Origin of the sequence: Vibrio zhanjiangensis, from assembly GCF_030161235.1 — a bacterium.
Lineage (GTDB): Bacteria > Pseudomonadota > Gammaproteobacteria > Enterobacterales > Vibrionaceae > Vibrio > Vibrio zhanjiangensis.
In genome coordinates this window covers 1-24,747 of the sequence record NZ_BSPW01000063.1, presented here as the reverse complement: position 1 = coordinate 24,747, position 24,747 = coordinate 1, and the positions used below count along the sequence as shown (strand labels likewise).

Below are 24,747 nucleotides of genomic sequence, written 5' to 3'. Positions count from 1 at the left end.
TTGCAAGTGGGTCACCTATGCCATTAATGGCAAATATGACCCATTTATAAGAGTTAGAGGGCTAATCGTACAACTTTCGTGAGCATTCTAGAAATAGACAACTGATTTTTTATATTATGAGAGAGGCAACAATGAAAGAATGGGCAAGTAGATAGCTGCCTGATATCAAATAACGACCACAAGCAAAAGGGTGTTTGTAATCATGGATAGCCAGCAGTGCTGCAGAGCATGTTAATGTCAACGTACCCAAAAAGCCTATCATGCTAGCCGTTGTATCAGCCATTAGCCATATTTCCCCTGCCGCCCAGTTAAATTGAAATAGCACCATTCCCATGATAACCACAGGAAAAATGACACGATCAATTTTTGGCAGCATAAGAAAGAATACCACCACGCCAATGGCAAGCAGCATCGCAGGCAACCACCATACAATACCACCGGAAAGCATCAACCAATAGGCGGCACTGTAACAGAGTTGAGCAAGGATAAACGCAGAAAAACACAGCTTTTTCTTTTGCTTGTATATATATAAAGCGTCGGCAAAAATAGAAATTACTATACCAAACGTCGCCAACCATATAGATACATTATCAACCCTAGACTGCGTCCATAGTATGAGCATTAACATAACAAGAGAGAGCGTGTTAAACACCGTTGCTTGCTGGTATTGACCACGTTCGTTAGCGCTGACGCTAATAAACTCAGATAATGCGACTGAAAGCCAGCTCCACATGCTTCCCCCTATTCTAAACTGACTCGCCAGTGTAGGCAGCCATTAGAAGAAGTCCAGAAATGAAAGGTAAAAGTTCGATCTCGATTAGGCTTAGTAACCCTTGAACCCCAGGTGGTGGTCAAGAGAAAAAGTCATTCTTTTAGGTTTTTAACCACAAGATAACCCACTACCTAAAGAAATCACAAAACAAAACCCAGAAAAACAAAATATAGAATTAAATAGCCATAAAATCAATCAGTTAAAAACACATTAGCAGGTTAAAAATCACACAAAATGGATATAAAATACGTTCCTGGCTTCCAACAATCAATCCATCTCATTAATTTTACATTTTCGTTAGGTAAAAAAATTGCTAATCATGATTTTACTTAAGCTTGACACCAGACTAGCAATCAAAACTAAAAAAACAAAAGAACAAAAAAAAACCAGAGTTGAGAATTGATAAATTTTACTTAAAAATCAATAATATAAAAAACGAATTTAAAATAAAAATAAAATTCAAACTGAGAAAGCGCAACATAAAAACCACTTAAAAGTTGCAATATTTTACCATATATATGCTTTAAAGCTTTTATTTTTAAGCTTTACAAAAATAAAACTTGATCAACATACAGAAATACTGCTATTCTTATTTTTATAGATTAAAACATCAACAAACAGGAGCAGGGTTATGATTACTTCTTCACAAAAACAAGGACTTGTAATGATCGCAGTTGTTGTTGGCCTAATGACACTGCCAATGATGTACTAAGTCAGACAAAATAAACAAAAAGGGACGCTTAAGCGTCCCTTTTTGTTTTGTGGCGAATTAACAATCAGTCATGGGCTATTTATTCAACAAAATATCAAATTATGCCATCAGTGATAAAGTTACCATTTTAAGACTTTAGATAGATATGCTTAGATAAAGTATCCCAATTTTCATAATAGAAAAATAATGCGGCCAAAGTTATCAAAGTCATAAGGGTAATCGCCGCTCTCCAGATAAAGCGGCTACTTCTTGGCGTCAATTCCTTTTCGCATTCATTGCACGTGGTAATAAAATCTCTACTGTTTTCAAGTTGGTAATCTTCTTCATGTACGATTTTATTCCGAATAGTGGCGATATAGCGCAGCTTACCAATCACATCGTGGGGTAAACGCTCCTCACAACTGGTAACCAGTTGGTGTAACCCCTTACCTTCAGCGTGATACTGTGTGCGAAGTAGCGTTTCAATTTTCCGTGTCCGTGTCACTACTGTTTCGATATCAGACATAACTTTTCTCCTTCGCTACTACAGCTAACACATAAAATTAGCTTCCAACCCACAGCATCAATAACCACCACGAATTCTTTCCTTATCAAACTGCGTTATTTCCTCTTTTCATAACTAATGTAGAGGAATCAAAGACTAGCTATATCAGAATACTGAAAAATAACTGACCAACGTGTGATATATCTCGAAGAATGCTACAAAGACGAAACTTAGGTCAGTTCTGTCTCTAGAGAGGTTCAAACTTAGTATCTAATTAGAATTAGGCTAAGCTAGTTTTATTCCATTTAGCTAAAAAGGAACAATACCACTACCATTATTTCACCCTCATCTTGGCTAACAAGGTAGAGTTTATTACTTAACCATCTTCAGCATATTGTTCTTTGCCATATTTTCTGCCACTTCAGGTGGTAGAGCATCCAAGATTTCATCCCAACCAGACAGCACTTTACCAGTATGTCTGAATCGACCCACCACGTCAGATCCCATCATAAAGCGATGCGGATATTTGACAATAAGTTCTAGCCACTCTTGTTTGGATTGAGGAGTGCTTAGGATAACGTCACGCAATGTCCAAGATGCCAGTATGTAAAGGTTATCATGATCTTCCAAAAGCTGAGCGACCTCATCAATAAGAAAAGATAATTCTTGAGACTTAAGCAATGTCGCACTTGTTCCTGCATGAGCCCATATAAAGCGCGTTTTGGGGTTCTTCTCGAGAGCTTCCACCAACTCATGTTTGTACAACGGCTTTTTTTCACGTTCAGAAGTAATGTCACTGTGCAATACTACTGGTAAATGATGTTTGGCTGCTACCTTATAAACCTTCATTAAAGCAGGATGATTAGCCCGTGCCTGTTCACCTAATGTCAGAGCTGACAAACTGTCATGCCGTGTTAAGACCTCTCCAATCCCCTTCCAAAAGCCGGGGTTGTCGTCGAATATTTGCTCTATTTGTTCAGCAGCGAACATATCCGTGGGGTTAAACCCTGTAATGAAAGGAAAGAATCGATCTTTATATGGTGATGTGTTCAATGCACGATATAAAAGCTCATCAGTACGGGAGTAATAATAAACAGGTGAATCATCGCCTTGCATATATCTAGGTGGCTCAGGATCGGGAGCACTCCATTTTTTTATAACCGGCAACCCCATTAAAAAAGCATAATCAATATGGCTTTTGTCCATATTGTGTACTAAATATTTGATGCCATCAGTTCGTTGAAAATAATCGACAAAGTGCACTTCTGCATCGTTATAACCACCTTCATACCCATAGACTAGAGGCACAGAAAACCACATCAAACATAACACCCATCGCCTTTTCATTTTCACCTCTTCATCGGTCTTTAACCATCAGAAAAATATAACAACAAAAAAGCCGACCAAAATGCAACCTCAGTCAGCTTTCTGTCATAAAAACCATGATTGTTTATGCTGCTTGATGACGCCTGCTCGGTAACTGAATAGATATTAACGTAGTTAGAAGAATAAAAGCGAAAGAGACCCACAAACAAGCAGCAAGCCCCGCTATTTGAAATACCCAGCCAGAAAGCACCGTACCCATTAAGCGCCCCATCGCATTGGCCATATAGTAAAAACCCACATCCAGAGACACGCCATCACCTCTGGCGTAATTCACAATAAGGTAAGAATGTAAAGATGAATTGACTGCAAACACTGCGCCAAACATGAGCAACCCCAAGATAATCACGAGCTCCGGCTGCCACCCAATTTGAACGCCGTATGCGATACCCGCAGTGATCACCGCGAGCAAGCCAGCCCAGAATAACGCCGAAGAACCGTCCGGAGCACCACCTTGAACTCTACCTGTCAGTTTTGGTGCAATTCCCTGAACAACGCCGTAAGCAATCACCCAAGAGGCTAAGAAGCCGCCGACCCACAAATGATCCCAGCCAAAGACGCTCCCTAGATAAACAGGTAAGGCAACCACAAACCAAACATCCCGTGCACCAAACAAAAACATCCGAGCGGCAGATAAAATATTAATCGAACGTGACTTAGAAAGCATCTCATGAAACTTTGGCTTGTTTTTCGCCTTACCTAAATCACTTTCCAAACCATACAAGCTGCCCAAAAGAACTAGAGCTAATATGCTTGCCATCAAAACAACCGCGTATTTAAATCCAACTAAAGACAGTAGTAATCCACCAATAAAAAAACCTATTCCTTTCAATGCGTTTTTAGACCCAGTAAGAATCGCGACCCATTTATACAAAACCCCTTGTTGCTGGTCAGGGACTAAAGACTTGATAGAGCTTTTGGCGCTCATTTTATTGAGATCTTTGGCAATGCCGGATAAAGCTTGTGCCAGCATGACAAAGGGGATGGTTAGCCATGCCGTAGGAACAGCCAGCATAGCTAAAGCGATAATTTGCATCAGTAGTCCAAGGTTCATGGTTTTATTTAACCCAAGCCTAGCCCCTAAAAAGCCACCGACTAGGTTGGTCACCACACCAAAAAACTCATAAAACAAAAACAGAGAGGCGATTTCTAGTGTGCTGTACCCCAAATCGTGGAAATACAAAACCACTAGCATTCTCAATGCGCCATCAGTAATGGTGAAATTCCAATAGTTGAATGTCACTAAGATATACTGGCGTACATTTGGGGCCAAGTTTGCGATCATACACGATACCTCATCTAATTTTCTCTAGTTAGGCATAACCGACTTGACGCACTAATTCGGCAGTACGAGTTGCATAACCCATTTCGTTATCATACCAGGCATAGATTTTCACCATCCGCTCACCAACCACCATAGTTGATAGAGCATCCACTATGGTTGAGCGCTGATCGCCCTTATAATCAATGGATACAAGTGGACGTTCCTCAAAGCCAAGGATACCTTGAAGTTCCCCTTCTGATGCCTCTTTAAGCAGTTGGTTCACTTCCTCTGACGTGGTATCTCGTTTGACCTCAAAAATGATGTCAGTCAACGAAGCGTTGGCTAATGGAACCCGAACTGCGTGGCCATTAATCTTGTCTTTTAAATCTGGGAATATTTCAATAATGGCTGTAGCACTACCTGTAGTCGTTGGAATCAAGCTCATGCCACAAGCTCTTGCACGACGCAAATCTTTATGCGGCGCATCAAGGATAGTCTGAGTGTTCGTCAAATCATGAATGGTCGTAAATGACGACTTCTCAATACCCAACTTCTCATGGATAATTTTCACAATTGGAGCAATACAATTGGTTGTGCATGATGCAGCAGTCACAATTCGGTGCTTTTCAGGGTCGAAAATATGATCGTTAACACCAACCACAATATTGGCAACGCCTTCTTCCTTTACAGGTGCCGATACCACAACACGTTTCACACCCTGAGTGAGATACTTCTCAAGCAAAGAGGTCTTACGATGTTTACCTGTCGATTCAATCACAACATCACAACCAGACCAGTCAATCGTATCAATATCTTTCTCTTGCTTAGTTTGGATGCTTTTCCCTTGAATGCAGAGATGGCCATCTTCAGCTTTCACCTCATGATGCCAACGCCCTTGCACTGAGTCGAACTCTAATAAGTGGGCTAACGTCTGTGCGTCACCCGCGACATCATTTATTAGAACGAACTCGATATCTTTCCAATCAAATGCCGCACGCAAAGCAAGCCGTCCAATACGACCAAAGCCATTGATTCCAACTTTTAAAGTCATCATTTTTCTCCCTAAAAATTCAAACATCCTGACAGCACACTGGCCGCTCAGAAATGGCGTGGAGTCTCTCTACATCTTGCTGATACAGCTTGGTCAAACACTCAGAATCAACAAGATTATCGATCAATTTTTTCATCCAACCTGGCAGCTCTTTACTAAGTCGATAAAAAACCCACTGCCCTTGACGAATATCGACTAACATTCCACTTGATCTAAGCTGAGCAAGGTGGCGAGAGATTTTTGGCTGACTTTCCTGCAAAGCCTCGGTTAACTCACCGACAGATAAACACTTCTCACGCTCAATCAACAACACGCAACGTACCCTCGTTTCATCTGAGAGCAATTTAAAAAACTGATGTGGCAACATGATATAACCTTATCTGGATATGCATATATCTTTATTCGCAAGAAAGGAAAAATCAATAGAATATTGACATTGTCATAAAAAATTCATGGCGTCATGTTTGAGTGTTCAAACGAACCGGTGGATATCTTGGCTCCAGCGTTGTGCTTCTGATATTCGAGGCATGACTTCATCAACAGACAAATTGAGTTGATGACACGCTTCCTGCATACCCAGCCAATCGGCTTTTTCGTAGCACTCTTCTAAATTGAGCAGGATACCATAAGGTCCTTGCCGCTCTAACAAAGCCTCCTCTATCGTTTGATTAAGCGGTAACTGCCTAACCAACTCCTCTAAAGAAAGATCAAATAGCGCGTCTAATGTCGAGAACAGACCTATCAGAAATGCTTGCTCTTGATATTGATTAAATGGATTGTCGCGAGCCATTAATTGACAGAACTGGGCACGTTGAAGAGATAAGTTATAAAGTTCTTTAGGTTTTTTAACTGAAATAAAAGAAGCCACCGCTAGAGAAACAAAAATTCTCACTTTATCTTCTCCAAGATACACCAAAGCTTGGCGAAACGAAGATATCGTCACTTCCAGCCTTTCTGACATGGTATTCACAAAGCGCAATAGTTGGTAAGACAAGGCAACATCTTTGGCCAAGATTGCTTCAACCTTTTGAAAATCGACATCCGATCGACAAACTTCACGCAACAATTCCATGGCAATAATCTGTTCAGGGCTCACATAGCGCTGTTTGATCATCTCTGGCTTACTAAAAAAGTAGCCTTGGAAGAAAGTAAACCCTGCAGAGCGAGTAGTGACAAAATCGTGCTCAGTTTCAACCCGCTCAGCGAGAAACTTACGTCGACTACCACGAGACTTGTGCTGTCTGACAAATTCACAGGCTTTTTCTAGGCCCATAGCCATAATATCGAGCTTGATGATCTGAACAAAAGGTAAGAAACGTTCCCATTCTTGACTATACACAAAGTCATCTAAAGCAATAATGTAGCCCGCACGACTGATTTCTTTAATCGCTTCATACAATTCATCATTGGGATGACAAGTTTCCAGCACCTCGATGACGACCTTGTCTCTAGGCAAAGTCAGAGGCAGACGCCTGAGTAGGCTTTTATGGGGAAAATTGATAAAGCTTCGTGACTGAACTAGAGCAGGATTGACACCAAGCGACAAAAAATTCTCAACAATTAACCGATACGTGGCTCGGTTGGACTCTATGTGAGCAGGATAAGCATTTTGCTCTCCATCACGAAACAGCAGCTCATATCCGAGGGTTTGTCGTTTGACATTAAAAATAGGCTGACGCGCCACATAAGTATCACGCATAAACTACTGCACCGAGCCTCAAGTTAGACTTTCGTCGTCGCCAGTAATGCTCCACATAATATAAATATGGAACCAAATAGCTTATTGAGCTTACCCATCATATGATCTGACCGAATAAAACGTCCCATACGTGAAGCCAGCGAGGTGTACCCCACCATAACTATAAAATCGATGGCTACCGTCGTTAGCCCTAATATCACCAGTTGAGAAAGCTCATCTCCTGCAGGATCAATAAACTGGGGAAACAAGGCAACCAAGAACACAATGGATTTGGGGTTGGTAAGATTGATTAACATAGCTTTGCGCATTAATGCAACTGAAGAGAGTACTTTATGTGGCGTTTGAGTGGTAAAAGTTGACCTATCTCGCCACTTTTGCAGGCCTAGCCAGATCAGATAACCGGCGCCCAACCACTTAATTACAATAAAGGTGGTAGCCGATTGGGCAACAAGCGCACCAATACCTGCGCCAACTAACAAAATATGTATTGCCAAACCAATTTGTAGACCAACGACAGCAGCCAAAGACTTGCGGGTTCCGTAGGCAAGCCCATTGCAGACAGAGTTCACCATGCCCGAGCCTGGTGCCAGGCTAAATACAATTGCCGTTATCACATAAGCGAACCAAACATGACTATCCATACTGCTTTTCTCCTCGACTAAACGACTTCAGCCGCACATAATTTAGACTTGTTCATGTTATTCGTATTGATAGTAGGCACACAATAATGAATAAATCAGCCTCAACCATTGAACCTCGTTATACCCAAGAGTTTGATTTTGAGCAAGTCATCAGTAATGAAATCGCTCAATTATGGTCAACCCGTGAAGAAGGATTTGTTCGATCTTTTGATAAAACACGTTTGTTTTGGATAAAAATTTCATCAGCCAATCATGACAAAGCCATTGTTGTCGTCAATGGTCGTATTGAATGTACTTGGAAATACCAAGAGCTTTTCTACGATCTATTCCAACAAGGTTACGATATTTATTCATTTGATCACAGAGGGCAAGGTTTATCCGACCGATTAATTGATGATGTCGAGATGGGCTACGTGCAGGACTTTGAGGACTATGTACATGATCTAAACCATTTGATAACGCACTTCCATTTAGAGTCATATAAAAATTGTTACTTGTTAGGGCATTCAATGGGAGGAAATATCGCAACTCGCTACCTCCAAACCTATCCACAGCACCCATTTTGCGCCATTGCACTCAGCGCTCCCATGTTGGGTGTCAACTTACCGTGGTGCCTTAAACTTATCGCTTTGCCATATAATCAAATTATGGCGTCGCTCTCATCACAACCAAAATTTGCTCCCGGGCAACAGCCTTATTATTCCAAACCCTTTGACAACAATCTTCTCACTCAAAGTGATGTGCGCTATCAGTGGTTTAGAGAGCTGTATGAAAAAAGGCCTGAACTAAAAGTCGGTGGAGCCAGTCATCGCTGGGTGTGGCAAGGACTAATGGCAGCCAAAAAATGTTATCTGATGGCAAGGCACATTCATACTCCACTTCTAATACTGCAAGCTGAGTGTGATGAAGTGGTTTCTAACCATGATCAGGTCAAGTTTTTTAACAAACTAGTCAAATATAATCAGCAATCTCAGCTTAGAACCATTGAGAACTCACGCCACGAAATTTTGTTTGAAAAAGATGAGTATCGAAATCAAGCCCTAGACGCCATATTCTCTTTTTTTAGCCACTATTGATAAACTAGGAAAAACTCAAACTTATCTTGACCCTCTTTTCAGCATTCTTACTGCTGTAACATAATGGACTGGCCCTTTAGCCGTATTTGAACGAATAGATCATGAGAATGATATGACTGATATACCTAATGAACACTCTTTCCAACTCGTCGCCTCCGATTTAGACGGCACCTTACTCGCTCCAGACCACAAACTAAGCGAGTTTTCTAAACTTACGTTAAAGGAGCTGCACCAAAAAGGCTATACCTTTATTTTTGCGACAGGCCGACATCATGTCGATGTTGCAGGCATCAGGTCCCAAGCTGGCATACCTGCTTATATGATCACTTCTAACGGCGCTAGGGTTCACGACCAAGATGACAATCTAATGTACAGCAATAACATACCGACCAACTTAGTCCAACCTGTGATTGATCTCGTACGTCAAGACCCTAATATTTTTATTCACATGTACCAAGATGAGAATTGGTTATTGGACCGAGCAGATGACACGCTTGCCAGTTTTCACAATGAATCAGGGTTCGCTTTTAAAAGGTTTGACGCACAATCAGCCCCCTCTGACGGCATTGCAAAAATCTTCTTCACTGATCCAAACAAAGATCACGACCACCTAGTCACATTTGAACAACAATTAAACGAACGCTTTGCAGGAAAACTCAATGTCGCCTTTTCAACGCCATGGTGTCTCGAAGTCATGGCAGCTGATGTTTCAAAAGGTGAGGCTCTTAACGTTATCGCCAAGTCTCTTGGTTTAACTCTTGAAAACTGCATTGCCTTTGGTGACGGCATGAATGATGTTGAGATGCTCTCAATGGCAGGAAAAGGACTTATCATGGAAACCGCCCATGATAAAGTAAAGCAAGCACTACCGAACAATGAAGTAATTGGCAGCCATGCCAATGATGCCGTGGCTCACTACTTACACACCCACTTATTCTAGACAGCATTGAGACTGCTACTACAAAAGAGCATTCTTTTCTTTTTCTAGTATCGCCTGCCACTCTTGCTCACTAACAGGCATGATTGACAGGCGGCTACCCCGTTTCACTAAAGGCATATTTACCAATTCTGGTATCGCCTTCAACACCGACAAAGGAATTAGGCGCTCCGTTTTTCTCACAAACTCAATATCAACCATAAACCAGCGGGGATTATCGATTGTGGATTTAGGATCAAAATAGTCACTGTCAGGATCAAAAGCGAAATGATCGGGATAAGATTCTTTGATGACTTTAGCAATGCCTGCAACACCAACATGTTTGCAAGATGAATGATAAATGAGCACAAAATCACCAACTTTGATCAGGTCTCTCATCATATTACGTGCCTGATAATTCCTTACTCCTTCCCAACAAGAGGTAATTTGTGTGCGAAGTGTGTCAATAGAGAAAGTGTCTGGTTCAGTTTTGAATAACCAATATGCCATAATGACGTCCGAATAATTTACTATGAGGAAGATATACCATGAAGGCGTTAAGAAACCCAGTGGCGCTGACTGCTGCTGTACTGCTGCAAGCTTGTTCTAGCTTCCAGTCCAGCCAACCTGAAACCACACTCGCATCACTCAGTAATCCTTCCTCAATAAAACCTCAGTCATTCGTTATCCGAGGTGAAGTTATTTTAGGTCACGAAGCTCGTTCTATAACACCCTGTGGTAGCCACCAGCAGTACTGGCTAGACATGCCTGAGGACAAGTTTCAGCAAGCAATGAAATTGGTTCGCTCACCTTATGCCCCAATATACGGCGAAATGATAGGCCACCTTAAAGCGCCAGACTCAAAAGGATTTGCCGCAAACTATGGTGCTCGCTTTGTTGTTGAACAAATAAACCTTCTGACGGCAGAAAACCCTAAGCGTTGTAATCAATCTACACAACCGACAAAAGCGTTCGGTAATGAACCCTTTTGGTCAGCAAAATTTATACAAAATTCAGTTCAGTTTGAACAAATGGGGTATCCAGCCGAACAGCTTGATTTACAATCAAGCAAACTCCAACACGATCGTCGCCGCTACACATTTAGCAATGGTAACTTGGAGCTAAACCAACAAAGTTGCAAAGATACTATGAGTGACAGTCTCTATGGCTGGAGAGCCACTCTCAATCTGGGAGACAGGAATTATCAAGGCTGTGCAACACTTTCCAATCAAGATACCAGCTTAAATTGGGTGGCTACTTATCAGGCCAAGTCAAGCAAAGGAACCCCCTTTAGTGTCACGTTAAAACTAAATTCAGATCATACAGCTAGCACTACGTACAGCTATCAGGATGGTAGCGAAAATACTGTCGAGAAGGGCTTTTGGCAACAGCTCAACAAAGAACAGATACAAGTAGTAAGCACTCACTTACAAGGCCAGTCTTTACGCTCAGAGCGTATATACACTAAAGAGACCCCAAACCAATTAAGAGCGAGTAAAGAAAAAGTCGGTACTTTGGTATACGATATTGCTGATGGTGGACTAAAGCTATACAAAATAGAAAAACAGCCCGCTAAACATAGCCTAGCTGAGAGCAACAAAGTCTTTTCTAATGCAGAATTTGATCCCATGGTGGATGAGGCTCTACGAACCTATTTTGCCAGTAGTAATCAAGATCCCTCGGGTACTCGCTATCGTTGGCTGACGTATGACCTCAATAACGACGGACAAAAAGAGCTACTGGTACAGTTAGACTGGTGTGGCTCTGGTGGGTGTACCCTATTGATATTTAATAATATTAATACGAAGTGGCAATTCAATAGCCGCATCACTTTGGTACAAACTCCATTGAACCTAGGAACTCAAAGCCATGGAGATTGGCGTGACTTGGTCATGTTCGTCAGTGGCGGTGGCGCCATTCCCAACCAACACACTTTGAAATTTGATGGTAACAAGTATCCACTTAACCCAAGCGATGCGCCTATCGCTAACTATGACGAAATAAGCCCAATCCAGCTTTTTGCTGATGGTCTAACACCCCATCAAGGAGGCATAACACTATAACATGGCCGCTTTCTGTCCTGAGTGTCAATTACGATATAATTGTATATGTGAGTACTTACCATCAATTGAGATAAATGCTCATATTGCGCTACTTATGCATGAAAATGAACTGACGCGAGACACCAATACTGGTCAGTGGTTGCTGAAATCCACCCAGACAACCAGCCAGCATATTTGGCAACGAAAGCGGCCCTGCTCTAGGCTAATGGCATTAATCACTCACCCCAACTACCAGCCATTGTTGCTTTTTCCAGAGAAACACAGTCAATTGATAAATAACGCAATTTGGCTAAGTCAAAGCCAAGGTAAAAAACCACTCTTTATTATCATTGATGGCACATGGCAGGAAGCGAGAAAGATTGTGCGTAAAAGCCCTTGGTTAAACGACATACCAAAGGTTCATATAAAAACCAGTAGGCCATCAAGCTACCAACTTCGTCGTAATCAAGAGCTTGGCAACCTGTGTACGCTTGAAGTGGGTGCAGAAATTATTCAAGCGCTAGGTGATAAAAGCAGCGCTGAAAAATTACGCTTATTTCTCGGCCATTACTGCCAAGCTTTTCATGCTGATAAGAGTGGCCACCAATTTGATTCCAAATCAGCGAAGCGGCGGAAAGAGGCTGGTTGAGCTAGTGTGCCCCAATATTCGCCAGCACAACAAGTTCCCCTAAGTTCGATACTTCAACATCTGGCAATACCCGCGCACATGGGTGCCTATTTAACAAAACAGACTGATCGTTAAACCAACAAGCTTGCAAGCCACTATCTTTGGCCCCTTGGACATCGCTAGACAAATGATCGCCCACATGCAACACCTTATAAGATGGCAGTTGAAGGTAGTCGACGGCTTTATCAAACATTTGACGATGGGGCTTGGCGTATCCGTCTTGTCCTGATTTAAGGATCAAAGTAAAGTAACGCGCCAAGCCGATGCGTTCAACATCAACATTCCCATTCGTTATTGCAACCAAAGGCATTTGCTTAGCGAGGACTTCCAATACTTGGTGAGTTTGCTGCGGGATGTGAAAATCACTTCGCAAATGACGAACTTGCTCCATTGCATCATCTGCAGCCTGCTGAGCTTGCCATTTTTCATAACCAAGACGATAAAGGCCAAGCTCAATTTGCTTATAACGCCATAGGGTAAGATCGTTTGCCAACCATCCATCTTGTCTCAGTAGCTCTTTTTTCAGTTGTCGCCACCAGCTCATAGGCTGAGTAGCAGAAATGGGATGATACTTGTATAGCCAAGCAGTAAACTCCGTTTCCAATCGCCTAATCACAGGACGATTGTCATATAAGGTATCATCTAAATCGAACGTCATGGCCTCAATAGCATGAAATGGACGAAAAAACTTCATTCCTTTGCCTTCTTCTTCGCTCTTGGGTGTGCCTGATCGTATACATCGGCTAAATGTTGGAAATCGAGATGGGTGTATATTTGAGTCGTAGAAATATTCTCATGCCCCAATAGCTCCTGAACTGCGCGCAAGTTTTGACTTGATTCAAGCATGTGTGTCGCAAAAGAGTGGCGAAGTTTATGTGGGCTAATATGGCTAGCAACAGATTGCTTTTGTCCCCATTCTGCCAAACGTTTTTGAACGTTACGATGAGAAATTCGGCTACCCAACTTGGAAACAAATAATGCAGGTTCTTGGGCATCAGCGATGCTTCCACGTACTTTCAGCCATTTTGCAACCCACTCTCGAGCAAGCCCCGAAAAGGGAACTTTCCGCTCCTTGTCACCTTTACCGACAACACGGATCTCACCAGCTGACAGGCTCAAATGTCGAATATCAATGCTCACGGTCTCCGCTAATCGAAGACCAGAACCATACATAAGCTCCATTATTGCCCTATCTCGAATCGCTAACGGATCATCTTCATTAACATCGAGCAACTGACTCACTTCATCAATATCAAGGTTCTTTGGCAAAGGTCTTTTCTTGCGCGGAGCAGAAACACCTTTCGCTGGGTTAGCCGCCAGCTCACCGCGTAAGATTAAAAAATCGAAGAAGCTTCGTAGTGAGGATAATCGAGTGGCCAGGCTACTGGCTTTCATGCCATCACGCATACCCTTGCTGGCAAGCTGACGAACCCAAGCAGCATCCACTTGCGACCAATCATTTAGGCCCATAACGACCAGATGACCCGCCATTGCTTCAAGTTGCTGTTTGTAATTGCGTTGAGTGTGTAGACTTAACCCCTTTTCGCTTCTTAAATACTCGTAGAAGCGATTTAAAGGGCTTTGCAAACTATTCGGAAGAGGAGTGGTTAACGGATTCATAAGTCTCACTTTTCCACGGTAAGGTGCCAATCAGATGAGATAACACTAGAGCAAGGTGCCTCAAAAACAACGTGTCCATATCCGGTTGAAAATGCCCACCATTACTGCTAGAAAACACCAAAATGCCTTGAAATGCATGTCTTTTAAGGGGAAGAATGACATATGACCCCATCTCTGACCCCTGTATGCCATCCCCTAATAATGAAATTCTATCCGCTTTGCGTAGTCGCCCTAAATAGGCATTTTTTCCATTAAGATGGCGGGCAGCAAAACGTTGGTAAGCCTTACTATCCAGTGAGTAGTATGCCGATGGTACCTCTAACAAACGGAAATAAGCTATCAGTCCCATCGACTTTGCTGTGCTTTCTACCACCTCGATAACAGAGCTCACCGAATCACACTGAAGAATGCCTTCTTCAAGTGACATAAAATCATGAAAGGTTCGATCGTTACCCTTAGCCAGCGACATCAAAGCCGTGATCTCTTCTTCTAACTCTTCTATACGCTGACGCTGTCTTTGCATTTGTAGATGAACAAGCGAGATCGCCCCACTTTCATGACAAGGCAAAGCGAGCCTATCAAACAACTCACTTCGCTTAGCGAAAAAATCCGGATGATCACGCAAATAGTCAGCGACAACCTCAGCAGTCAGTGTATCCACCTCAAACTGTGACACATTGATTCCTTTATTAGTTATTCTATTAACAGCTTAGCTGACCATCAAAAACATGGCAGGCAGGACCGGTCATAAACAATGGCTTACCCGGACCTTGCCAGCTAATTTTCAGCGAACCTCCAGGCAAATTCACTTTCACATTTTCATCCAGCAGTTCTTGCACAATGCCAACCGCAACCGCACCACATGCACCGCTACCACAAGCTTGCGTTTCCCCTGCGCCACGCTCAAACACTCTAAGGTTAACCTCATTGCGACTCACTATCTGCATGAATCCCGCATTGACCCTTTCAGGAAAACGTTCATGGGATTCGAGTATTGGTCCTAGTGTATCAACGTCTGCTGTGCGTGTATCTGGAACCACAGTGACCACATGTGGGTTTCCCATACTCACGGCACCACAAAACAAGGTATGTTCCTCTGTACGTAATATATAGGTTTTTTCAACTTGCTTGGCTTTAAATGGAATCTTACTGGGTTCAAACTCCGGTACGCCCATATTGACGGTCACTTGATCGTCATCTTCGATATGCAGAATCATTTTGCCTTTTTTGGTGCTTACACTGATGCTGAACTTATTAGTTAAGCCTTTCATGCGTACAAATCGAGCAAAACAACGAGCACCGTTACCACATTGCTCAACTTCACTACCATCAGCATTAAAAATTCGATAGTGAAAATCGGTTTCGGGGTCATAAGGCGCTTCGACGACCAACAATTGATCAAACCCCACCCCTGTATGACGATCCGCCAAACGACGGATCAAATCAGGTGAAAAGAAAATGTTTTGGGTAATGCAATCAACAACCATAAAATCGTTACCCAAACCATGCATTTTAGAAAAATGGAAATGCATAAGACCCCAATTACTCCGGTAGGATATTCTCTAGTGCCCACAAGCTTGATAATTCCTCTCGCTGGCGCACCAAATGGGTTGTGCTTCCATCGACCATGACTTCCGCAACGCGAGCCCTAGTATTATAGTTGGAAGACATCACGAAACCGTAGGCACCGGCAGAGCGCACAGCCAACAAATCATTTTCTGCTATGGCTAGTGATCGGTCTTTACCAAGAAAATCCCCTGTTTCACATATTGGACCAACTAAATCATATGTAACCGTTTCTCCAGCTCTTGGCACTACCGGCACAATATCTTGCCAGGCTTGGTATAGCGCGGGACGCATAAGATCGTTCATTGCAGCATCGATGATGGCAAAATTCTTATGCTCTGTGTGTTTTAGGAATTCAACTTTGGTAAGCAGCACCCCTGCGTTCGCAGCAATGGCTCGCCCAGGCTCAAATATCAACTCTAAATCCTGATGGTTTTTTAATCTTCCCAACAGCGCTTTAGCGTAATCTGAAGGTTGAGGTGGCAGCTCATCACGATAAATGACACCCAGCCCACCACCAACATCGAGATGCTTAATATTGATACCTTGAGTTTTCAAGCCATCAATCAAGGCTAAAAGACGGTCAGTCGCATCAATGAAAGGCTCAATATCAGTGAGCTGAGAACCGATATGACAGTCGATACCTTGAATATCTAAATGCTCAAGACTTTGAGCAAATTCATAGACAGCTGGCGCTCTATCAAAAGCAATACCAAACTTATTATCGCGCAAACCCGTCGAGATATAGGGATGGGTATTTGCATCAACATCTGGGTTGATGCGCAATGAAATCGGGGCTTTTACTCCTAGCTCTCCAGCAACTTGATTCAACCTTTCTAGTTCAGGCTCAGATTCAACATTGAAACATTTGATGCCGAGCTCTAAAGCACGCTTCATCTCTTGGGCGGTTTTGCCGACACCAGAAAAAACCACTTTACTCGGTTCACCACCTGCAGCGATAACTCGTTCGAGTTCTCCGCCAGATACAATATCAAATCCCGACCCTAAGCGAGCAAGAGCGTTAAGCACACCCAAATTTGAATTTGCCTTCACCGCATAACAGACTAAATGTGGATGTTCGCCAACCGACTTATCAAATGCATTCCAATGGCGTTCAAGTGTGGCGCGAGAGTATACATACAGCGGAGTACCATAGCGCTCTGCTAATTCTGTGAGAGGTACGTCTTCAGCCCATAGCTGGCCGTCATCCTGATAGTTAAAGTAATCCAAAATGCGATCCTTTATAAAAAATAGTTATTGTTGTGAAGGTTGCTCATTCTGAGAGTCTTCTTCAGGCATATAGAGAGGTCCAGTTTGACCACAGGCGGTTAAGCCAAGAACAGTTAAAACAAATAAAGCAACGATTGATTTTTTCATGCCTTGTATCGTGATTAATCTTTCAATGCCCCCTATAATCGCACCACATTTTAGAAAAGCAATAGGGTAACAAGATGAACGATACTGAATTTCATCAGTTGGTAGATATTCAAATGCAAATTATCGAAGAAATGATCGATGATTCAGGCGCTGACATTGACTATGAAACCTCTGGTAATGTGATGACGCTAGAATTTGAAGACCGCAGCCAAATCATCATAAACCGCCAAGAACCAATGAAGGAGATATGGATCGCTTCTAAATCGGGAGGTTTTCATTTCGCTCTAGTAGACAATACGTGGATCTGTTCAAAAACAGGCGCTGAACTTATCGCTATGGTAAAACAAGAATGCCAAAAGCACTGTAGCGAAGTCATAGATTGGGTATAGATAAGCGAGTGTCTGTTTGGATATTTCAAGTTAGATTGAGGCAATGGGCAGACACTTAAGCATTAACTGCTTTACCAGACTTAGAATACGTAGTCCCATCGTTACGATAAGGTTCAATATAAGGCTCACCCTCTTCTGGGTGAACAATTTGATAGTATTGAGGCAGATTAAAATTAATCAACTGAGTGGGTAGTTGGCTATCATCTTTTATTGAAGTGTAAAAGCTGTTTACGCTAGCAATCATATCATCTTTAAGACCACTAAATTGATGGTAAACCTCGATACGGTTTACTTCATCTAACACATAAATATTAAAGCCCTGCTCGCTATCTTCAAAAAAGAACTGAATTAAACCCTCACTCGCATAGCAATCAACAATTTGTGGTAGCTGGAATTCTTGTTCTTTATCCAGCATCAATAGTGGAGAGCCCTTGAGCTTACTGATTGAAATACTCCGATAAAAATCCACCGAATTTTCAAGAGTCTGTACTGACACACCACGACGTTCGAAGAAAAGACCATAGGTTTTCTGGGCAATTTTCAATGCTTTAAAACGACGGCGCTTGTCTTGTTCAATTGGTTTTAGACGTAAGTCAATACACTCAGCAAGTAGCTGGTAAACCATATTACGCATAACACCACGTAAATTTTTGCTGTAGCAAAAAACATCGACGGATTCAGGTGGGACGGCGTCTTGGTGCATTTTTCCTAAAATCGTTTTCAACGCATCCAGCATCGCAGTCTCACCTCTAAAGTGGAGAGTACGAACTTCATGCCAAGAATTTCGATATACCAAATCCACACTACCGACAAGACAAATTTGTTCGTCTGCAAAACTGAAGATATCGGTTGATTTGAGATCGACTTTAAGTGAACGACCACTAAGGTTACTGGTTGGATCATCTTCGAAGTTGATGAACATCGCAAGCTGACTTATCTCACATGGGCTTGCCAACGCTTGCATTGTTGGCCTACGTTTTCGCAATGAAAACGTATTGCGCAGATCGCTGACCATCTGATAAAACTTATCGATATCAAGATGTGCACCTCGAACCACAGAATGTAACCGAGTCGACTCGGTTATCAAACCATTGAAAAATGACCAAGCCACCAGCTTACTAAGGTATTCATTGTGTTCAAGAAATGGCTGACCGATGATACGCTCTGGTGTGAGTGGTTGTTTATATAAATACCAACCCGGTTTATTTACTCGGCCAGACTGGACTTCGATGAAGCTTAAGTCAGGTTCGTGCAAATCCGGTGATATCTGAGGGTTGAGCAGGGTCACTTTTCCGGGCAAGACTTCAAAAGCCGCATAAAGTTTTCGAGCTAAAATACTGATATCTTGAGGACTTATCGCCGAAGTAATATCATTGCGACGAGCAAATTGGATAAGATTTCGATAACTTAGCATCAGAGCGTCAAGAAGCGCATGATGCACTACCTTAACCTGTTCTACTTTCCAATTGCGGCGGTCGTCAAGCTCGGCAAGCACTGCATCATCCCACTGCCACTTCTGAATGAGGTCATTAAGTGCTTCACGACGCCACGCTACCGAACCTGCACCAGGAGCACGCGAGAGCTTTTCGTGTGTTTTGAGATAGAAACAACGTCTGACTAAATCCAACCTAGCATGGTCATTAATACGCTCCAGATATCGGGTCACCTTTTCCAACATCAGGTAGTACGCATCCATACCATATAAATCGGGTTCGTGCGCAAAGAAGCGTCGTTTAGTATCTATGCTAAGCAATTGAGTATGTGGATATTCCCAAGAATAAGCTTCGAGCAAGATAGCTTTCAGTACCGATTTGTAAGGAGAGTCGATACTCTTGTAGAGCTGCCATAAGTTTGACCCAAAATATTCCTCGGCAGGAATACGATTTAGCTGCCCAAAGTCAATCCAATGCTCACAATCAATACAGCCTTGACGGCAAAGATCGGCGACATATTCATCATAACATTCTTCCATTTCTGGAGGCACAATTTGCCACAGCAACCTTTGTCCAGCTAGACGAACGGCTGAGCGATAAAACTCATCAAGCAGCAGCAGATGCTGAGATGACCCACAGTTATCACCCGTCATTTTTTCTGAGTAGTTATTGCGAAATCGTGTTTCATCCATAACGAAAAAGTTCGCTTCAACACCTTGGTTTTGTGCCCACTGCGTGATTAACGTGCATTTATTCGCCAGAGACTCTCGCTCTTCACTACTCATGTGTGGTGAAACACAAACCCAGATATCCAAGTCACTCGACGTGCTTTGTCCTATAGATGATGTACTACCCATAGTATACAAGGCCAAGATGGCAGACTCTGGACTGGAGGTTAACGCTTGGCCCATGGTTAATTCAACGTCTTCAACGAATTGTTGCTGAACTTTGTTGAACTCAAGGCCAAACACACCCGAAGGCACGTGCGTATCATAATAGCCAGGAATAGCGGAGTGATTAAAATGAAGCAGCACAGGAATCAGATCAAAGACGTACTGACTTTGTAAATCCATAAGCGCCAGAGCACGTTCGATACGCTGCTGGTTTAGGTTATCAAGTCTCTGGATAAGCGTCTTAATGTAAGCCTGCAAGGTAAAATCCTTGTTAAATCCCTAACGGTGCCATGACGATAAAGTGTTCCATCGCACTAACAAAACGTGATCAATTTAACACTTTTATTGCCAATGGTAAAGAAAGGTATGACCACACCAACAATGTTTTGTTAATCAATATGCTTGCGTCTTAGTGTGGTACGTATCTCTCTTTAGTAACAATAGCTCAATATATAAACGAGATCAAAATCACACTATTTTGAATATTATATGCTAGGCCGAAGCGATTCAATCAATGCCAAGATCTAGCAGTAAGACTTTTTACTATAGAGTGGTAGGATTAGAACATCGATATCTCAAATCAAAAGCTAAATATGACTCAACCAACTCCTATTCGCATTGCTACACGGAAAAGCCCACTTGCTTTATGGCAAGCACATTTTGTCAAAGATGCTCTACAAGCCGCGCATCCGGGATTGGAAGTCGAACTGGTCACCATGGTAACCAAAGGCGATGTCATTCTCGATACCCCTCTGGCAAAAGTAGGTGGAAAAGGCTTATTCGTTAAAGAACTCGAAGTTGCCATGCTAGAAAACCGTGCCGATTTGGCAGTACACTCGATGAAAGACGTTCCAGTCGATTTCCCAGAAGGGTTAGGACTCGTCACTATTTGTGAGCGTGATGACGCCAGAGATGCTTTTGTATCTAACTTATACAAGGATATAAACGAGCTTCCCGAGGGTGCTACCGTAGGCACATGCAGCCTACGTCGCCAGTGCCAAATCAAAGAATATCGCCCTGATTTAGTTATCAAGGAATTAAGAGGCAACGTTGGAACAAGGCTGAACAAACTGGACGGCGGAGAATATGATGCCATCATCCTTGCAGCTGCTGGACTAAAGCGCCTTAATTTGGAACAACGCATCCGAAGCTTTATCGAGCCTGAGCAGTCACTTCCTGCGGTGGGGCAAGGTGCGATAGGTATTGAATGTCGCCTTGGCGATAAGCGCCTTATAGAGCTTCTTGAGCCGCTAAACCACCCTGCAACCTATGACAAAGTCATGTGCGAACGCGCAATGAACTTAACATTGGAAGGTGGTTGCCAAGTCCCCATTGGCAGCTACTGCGAGTTGGAAGGGAACGAATTATGGCTAAGAGCTCTCGTGGGACAACCGGATGGTTCAAAGGTTATAAGGGGAGAAATCAGAGGATTGCGCAACCAAGCCGAAGCACTTGGGGTAACATTGGCTCACCAGTTATTAGACAGTGGCGCACGTGAAATCCTAACCAGATTGTACGCAGAACACGAGTAAGAATATGGCAGTGTTGGTCACCCGTCCAAATGAACAAGGTCAAGCACTTTGCCAACTATTAGATGCTGCCGGGATACCGGCTCTCCACCTCCCTCTGCTAACAATGTTACCGGGCAAAGATTTTGCTTCAATCAAGCAAAATCTTGCAAATATCGATATTGTCATCGCTGTAAGCCAACATGCTGTCTCGTATACTCAACAGGCGCTCAATGGTGAATGGCCCAGCAACACAATCTATATTGCGGTTGGTCAAAAAACGGCACATACATTGGGTAAATTTAGTCAACAATACGTACACTACCCTGATGTCGCAGATAGCGAGCATTTGCTTAAGATCAACCAACTCAAACATGTTGTGGGTAAGAAGATTGTTATTCTGCGGGGGAATGGTGGCCGTGAGCTAATTCACAGCACACTCCTAGAGCGAGGAGCGCAAGTTAGCTATCTTGAAGCATACAAAAGAGAAAATCTCACTTTTGATCCTGATATAGAAGTGCTTCGCTGGAAAAACAACCATGTCACAAGTGTCGTCATTACCAGCCTAGGTCAGCTAAACCACTTTGTATCACAACTTACTCAAACAAAAAAAGAATGGGTATTTAAACGACAGCTCTTCGTACCAAGCCAGCGAATCGCAAGCCATGCTCAACGGTTAGGGTTTCTCGATGTAATCAATACCGGCAGTGCGTCAAATAAGGACTTATTGGCTGCGCTAAAGCCAAGATAGAACAGGACCAAAATGCAATGACAAATAAGAATCAAGACCACTCTAGTGAACCTGAATCAGTTCAAAAACCACAAGATAAGGCACAAAAGGAAGTCAAAAAAACATCGGATATACCTGAACAAAAACCAAAAACAGCGCATATCCCGCCAAGCCAAACACCTCAACGTGGTATCAAACTTGCGGCACTCGCAATTGCACTTTCTATCGTATTGCCAAGTGGCCTTGCCTTTTACACTTATCAGCAGAATATCCAATATCAGACGCAGATTAGCACACTGCAATCTCAGTTGCAGGACACTAAAACCTTGATACAAAAAGAATTGGCTGCCAACCAAGAAGCAAGTGTACTAAAAGTAGAAGCCGTCTCACACAAAACGGAAACTCGTCTCGCTCAGCAGCAAAGAAGCATAGACAGCTTGCAACTCGCCATAGCGGATGTAAAAGGACGCCGGCCAAATGACTGGTTACTCGCTGAAGCCGATTATCTAGTCAAACTCGCTGGCCGAAAACTGTTCCTAGAACACGATGTACAAAGTGCCACGGAACTGATGGAAAGTGCTGATCAACGTATTGCGGCACTCAACGACCCAAGTCTAGTCCAGCTGCGTCAATCTCTAGCAAACGATATTATGAGCTTAAGATCCATCCCAATAATAGATAAAGATGGACTAGTACTAAGAATCACCGCATTGCAGCAACAAGTAGACAAACTGCCACTCGCCAATGCTATTCAGCCGCAGGTTTCAGAAAAAGAGCAGCCAAAGGTGTCAGAAGACATCCATGATTGGCAAGCCAACCTCATGGCATCACTTAAAGACTTCTCTCAAAACTTCATTACATTCCGCACTAGAGATGGCAGTGCTATACCACTGCTCTCACCCCAACAACACTTTTATCTAAAAGAAAACCTCAAAGCCAAACTTGAGACCGCTATCAAAGCCGTGTATTTGGAGCAACAAAACATCTACACCACAGCTCTAACAACAGCTGACTCTTGGTCAAATACCTATTTCAATCAAGAAGCGAATACGGTTGCTGAGTTTAACAAGGCCATTGTTTTATTGAGCAAACAAAATATCCAAATAAGTTATCCTGTGAAGTTAGAAACGCAGCAGTCACTATCCGATGTCATCAGAGAGCGCCTGCGCCGAGACGTGACGACTCTAATTATGGAGGATAAATAATGGTTAGGCTGGCTTTTCTTTTCGTTATTTTGGGTATAGGGCTTTTCGTCGGCACGCAATACGCAGGTCAACAAGGATATGTACTCATTTCAATTGCAGATAAAACCATAGAGATGAGCGTCACAACACTGATTGTCGTGATGCTTGCAGGCATCGTTATACTATTTGGCTTAGAGTTTTTGATTAAAAAAGCACTCTATGCCAGTTCAGTAACTTGGAATTACTTCTCGGTCCGAAAGGTCAAACAAGCCCGTCGCTATACCAATGAAAGTATCATTAAACTTCTGGAAGGCGATTTTAAATCGGCAGAAAAAAAAGCCACATACAAAGCAAATCATCATGACATGCCTTTGTTATGTTATCTGGTCGCATCAGAAGCTGCCCATAGGATGGGAGATAAAACAAAACGCGCCCAGTACTTGGAACTCGCTTCTAAACAAGAAAACTCAGAGCTAGCAGTCGCACTTACACAAGCAAAGCAACAAGTCGCCGAAAATGATTATGGTGCCGCTTTTGACACCCTTTCAGGTTTAAATGCTAATCAAGCCAGCAACCCAGTTGTCCTTTCGTTGCTGAAACGTGTTCATACTGAACTCAAGATGTGGCAACCATTGCTCGATAGCCTACCAGGTCTGGAGAAAAACAAAATAATCTCCAAAGAAGAACGAGAACAACTCAATCGACAAGCTCAGTGCGGTCTACTTGAGCAACTCGCTCAGCAGCAAGGTAGCGATGGCTTAACAAATTACTGGGATAGACTGCCACGTAAACTGAAAGAAGATACCGAGATTGTCGAATGTTTTGCTAAACAACTGATGAGCCGAAAATCAGACACACAAGCCTTTACAGTAGTAAAAGAATATCTGAAAAAACAGCCCAGATCGGAACTTTACACACTACTTCCAGAAATGAACTTAGCCGACTCACATCCGATCATGGCTTTTCTAGAGACCATATTAAAAAAAGACAATAGCAATGCTTCTGCTCATAGTGCACTCGCCCGATTTCATTTAAGAAAAGGAGATTGGCCACAAGCCCAACAACATCTCGAGAACGCGCTGTCTATTCGCTCCAGCCTTTCAGATTACACCCATCTGGCTGACGCATTAGAAAAACAGAACATGACCAGAGCAGCACGAGAAGTGTCCAAAAAAGCATTAACCATAGTGCAAGTATAGCTATATCTGATTATCTAACCGGCCTAGGCCGGTTTTTTATTGTTATCACACAATAACCCTTGGTTTGAAGATGAGGTAATTCCCTTCATCAGACAACAGGTCCATCAAACCTTGCAATTG

General features: G+C 42.7%; 25 protein-coding genes. 9 read left to right on the top strand and 16 right to left on the bottom strand.

Annotated elements, in window-relative coordinates:
* Positions 1-109 precede the first annotated feature (109 nt).
* From QQK21_RS14520 to rhtB, 8 genes are all read right to left on the bottom strand, one after another.
* Positions 110-733 carry a lysoplasmalogenase gene (locus QQK21_RS14520; protein ID WP_284192904.1) on the bottom strand — a complete coding sequence of 208 codons (624 nt, stop codon included), beginning with the start codon at positions 731-733 and terminating at the stop codon, positions 110-112.
* An 878-nt stretch (positions 734-1,611) separates the two neighbouring features.
* Positions 1,612-1,989, bottom strand: coding sequence for a DUF4145 domain-containing protein (locus QQK21_RS14515; protein ID WP_284192903.1), 378 nt, complete (start codon positions 1,987-1,989; stop codon positions 1,612-1,614).
* 351 nt (positions 1,990-2,340) lie between these two features.
* Entirely contained in the window at positions 2,341-3,315 is a 975-nt protein-coding gene (locus QQK21_RS14510) for an amidohydrolase family protein (RefSeq protein ID WP_284192902.1), read from the bottom strand.
* A 103-nt stretch (positions 3,316-3,418) separates the two neighbouring features.
* Positions 3,419-4,636: an organoarsenical effux MFS transporter ArsJ gene (arsJ, locus tag QQK21_RS14505; protein ID WP_284192901.1), complete on the bottom strand. Its 1,218-nt coding sequence runs from the start codon at positions 4,634-4,636 to the stop codon at positions 3,419-3,421.
* A gap of 28 nt (positions 4,637-4,664) precedes the next feature.
* Entirely contained in the window at positions 4,665-5,666 is a 1,002-nt protein-coding gene (locus QQK21_RS14500; RefSeq protein WP_284192912.1) for an ArsJ-associated glyceraldehyde-3-phosphate dehydrogenase, read from the bottom strand.
* 19 nt (positions 5,667-5,685) lie between these two features.
* Positions 5,686-6,033: a metalloregulator ArsR/SmtB family transcription factor gene (locus QQK21_RS14495; protein ID WP_284192900.1), complete on the bottom strand. Its 348-nt coding sequence runs from the start codon at positions 6,031-6,033 to the stop codon at positions 5,686-5,688.
* 105 nt (positions 6,034-6,138) lie between these two features.
* Entirely contained in the window at positions 6,139-7,365 is a 1,227-nt protein-coding gene (locus tag QQK21_RS14490; RefSeq protein ID WP_284192899.1) for an EAL and HDOD domain-containing protein, read from the bottom strand.
* Between the two features lie 23 nt (positions 7,366-7,388).
* Positions 7,389-8,006, bottom strand: coding sequence for a homoserine/homoserine lactone efflux protein (rhtB, locus tag QQK21_RS14485; RefSeq protein ID WP_284192898.1), 618 nt, complete (start codon positions 8,004-8,006; stop codon positions 7,389-7,391).
* Positions 8,007-8,092: 86 nt separating this feature from the next.
* Here rhtB and QQK21_RS14480 point away from each other — a divergent pair, with 86 nt between their 5' ends.
* On the top strand, positions 8,093-9,082 hold the full coding sequence (locus QQK21_RS14480) for an alpha/beta fold hydrolase (RefSeq protein ID WP_284192897.1): 990 nt from the start codon (positions 8,093-8,095) through the stop codon (positions 9,080-9,082).
* A 112-nt stretch (positions 9,083-9,194) separates the two neighbouring features.
* Positions 9,195-10,022 carry a Cof-type HAD-IIB family hydrolase gene (locus QQK21_RS14475; RefSeq protein ID WP_284192896.1) on the top strand — a complete coding sequence of 276 codons (828 nt, stop codon included), beginning with the start codon at positions 9,195-9,197 and terminating at the stop codon, positions 10,020-10,022.
* Between the two features lie 18 nt (positions 10,023-10,040).
* Here QQK21_RS14475 and QQK21_RS14470 read toward each other — a convergent pair whose 3' ends face one another.
* Positions 10,041-10,508 (bottom strand): EVE domain-containing protein, encoded by a 468-nt coding sequence (locus QQK21_RS14470; RefSeq protein ID WP_284192895.1) that lies wholly within the window; start codon positions 10,506-10,508, stop codon positions 10,041-10,043.
* Between the two features lie 38 nt (positions 10,509-10,546).
* Here QQK21_RS14470 and QQK21_RS14465 point away from each other — a divergent pair, with 38 nt between their 5' ends.
* Together QQK21_RS14465 and QQK21_RS14460 are read left to right on the top strand one after the other, a co-directional pair.
* Positions 10,547-12,061 carry a COG3650 family protein gene (locus QQK21_RS14465; RefSeq protein ID WP_284192894.1) on the top strand — a complete coding sequence of 505 codons (1,515 nt, stop codon included), beginning with the start codon at positions 10,547-10,549 and terminating at the stop codon, positions 12,059-12,061.
* Position 12,062: 1 nt separating this feature from the next.
* Positions 12,063-12,689, top strand: a complete 627-nt coding sequence (locus QQK21_RS14460) for a tRNA-uridine aminocarboxypropyltransferase (RefSeq protein ID WP_284192893.1) — start codon at positions 12,063-12,065, stop codon at positions 12,687-12,689.
* Position 12,690: 1 nt separating this feature from the next.
* Here the strand turns inward: QQK21_RS14460 and yigB are convergent, their stop codons facing one another.
* The 6 genes from yigB to lptM are packed head-to-tail and all read right to left on the bottom strand — an operon-like array spanning position 12,691 to position 17,291.
* Positions 12,691-13,422, bottom strand: a complete 732-nt coding sequence (gene yigB / locus QQK21_RS14455) for a 5-amino-6-(5-phospho-D-ribitylamino)uracil phosphatase YigB (protein ID WP_284192892.1) — start codon at positions 13,420-13,422, stop codon at positions 12,691-12,693.
* Complete coding sequence (gene xerC / locus QQK21_RS14450) at positions 13,419-14,348, bottom strand: tyrosine recombinase XerC (RefSeq protein WP_284192891.1); 930 nt, start codon at positions 14,346-14,348, stop codon at positions 13,419-13,421. Before xerC ends, yigB begins: the two co-directional genes overlap by 4 nt.
* Positions 14,317-15,024 (bottom strand): DUF484 family protein, encoded by a 708-nt coding sequence (locus tag QQK21_RS14445; protein ID WP_284192890.1) that lies wholly within the window; start codon positions 15,022-15,024, stop codon positions 14,317-14,319. The genes xerC and QQK21_RS14445 overlap by 32 nt, the downstream gene beginning before the upstream one ends.
* Before the next feature lie 25 nt (positions 15,025-15,049).
* Entirely contained in the window at positions 15,050-15,880 is an 831-nt protein-coding gene (gene dapF, locus QQK21_RS14440; protein WP_284192889.1) for a diaminopimelate epimerase, read from the bottom strand.
* Between the two features lie 10 nt (positions 15,881-15,890).
* Positions 15,891-17,144: a diaminopimelate decarboxylase gene (gene lysA / locus QQK21_RS14435; RefSeq protein WP_284192888.1), complete on the bottom strand. Its 1,254-nt coding sequence runs from the start codon at positions 17,142-17,144 to the stop codon at positions 15,891-15,893.
* A 24-nt stretch (positions 17,145-17,168) separates the two neighbouring features.
* Positions 17,169-17,291, bottom strand: coding sequence for an LPS translocon maturation chaperone LptM (gene lptM, locus QQK21_RS22340; protein WP_431313120.1), 123 nt, complete (start codon positions 17,289-17,291; stop codon positions 17,169-17,171).
* Between the two features lie 74 nt (positions 17,292-17,365).
* Here lptM and cyaY point away from each other — a divergent pair, with 74 nt between their 5' ends.
* The gene (gene cyaY, locus QQK21_RS14425; protein WP_284192887.1) at positions 17,366-17,680 is read left to right on the top strand and encodes an iron donor protein CyaY; all 315 of its coding nucleotides are present in this window, start codon (positions 17,366-17,368) and stop codon (positions 17,678-17,680) included.
* 55 nt (positions 17,681-17,735) lie between these two features.
* Here cyaY and QQK21_RS14420 read toward each other — a convergent pair whose 3' ends face one another.
* Complete coding sequence (locus QQK21_RS14420; RefSeq protein WP_284192886.1) at positions 17,736-20,264, bottom strand: class I adenylate cyclase; 2,529 nt, start codon at positions 20,262-20,264, stop codon at positions 17,736-17,738.
* A 335-nt stretch (positions 20,265-20,599) separates the two neighbouring features.
* Here QQK21_RS14420 and hemC point away from each other — a divergent pair, with 335 nt between their 5' ends.
* From hemC to QQK21_RS14400, 4 genes are read left to right on the top strand one after another with little or no spacing between them, the layout of a single operon-like run.
* Positions 20,600-21,538 (top strand): hydroxymethylbilane synthase, encoded by a 939-nt coding sequence (hemC, locus tag QQK21_RS14415; protein WP_284192885.1) that lies wholly within the window; start codon positions 20,600-20,602, stop codon positions 21,536-21,538.
* Between the two features lie 4 nt (positions 21,539-21,542).
* Positions 21,543-22,265, top strand: coding sequence for a uroporphyrinogen-III synthase (locus QQK21_RS14410; protein ID WP_284192884.1), 723 nt, complete (start codon positions 21,543-21,545; stop codon positions 22,263-22,265).
* A gap of 17 nt (positions 22,266-22,282) precedes the next feature.
* Positions 22,283-23,449: a uroporphyrinogen-III C-methyltransferase gene (locus tag QQK21_RS14405; RefSeq protein WP_284192883.1), complete on the top strand. Its 1,167-nt coding sequence runs from the start codon at positions 22,283-22,285 to the stop codon at positions 23,447-23,449.
* Complete coding sequence (locus tag QQK21_RS14400; protein WP_284192882.1) at positions 23,449-24,627, top strand: heme biosynthesis protein HemY; 1,179 nt, start codon at positions 23,449-23,451, stop codon at positions 24,625-24,627. The genes QQK21_RS14405 and QQK21_RS14400 overlap by 1 nt, the downstream gene beginning before the upstream one ends.
* The last annotated feature ends 120 nt before the right edge of the window (positions 24,628-24,747 follow it).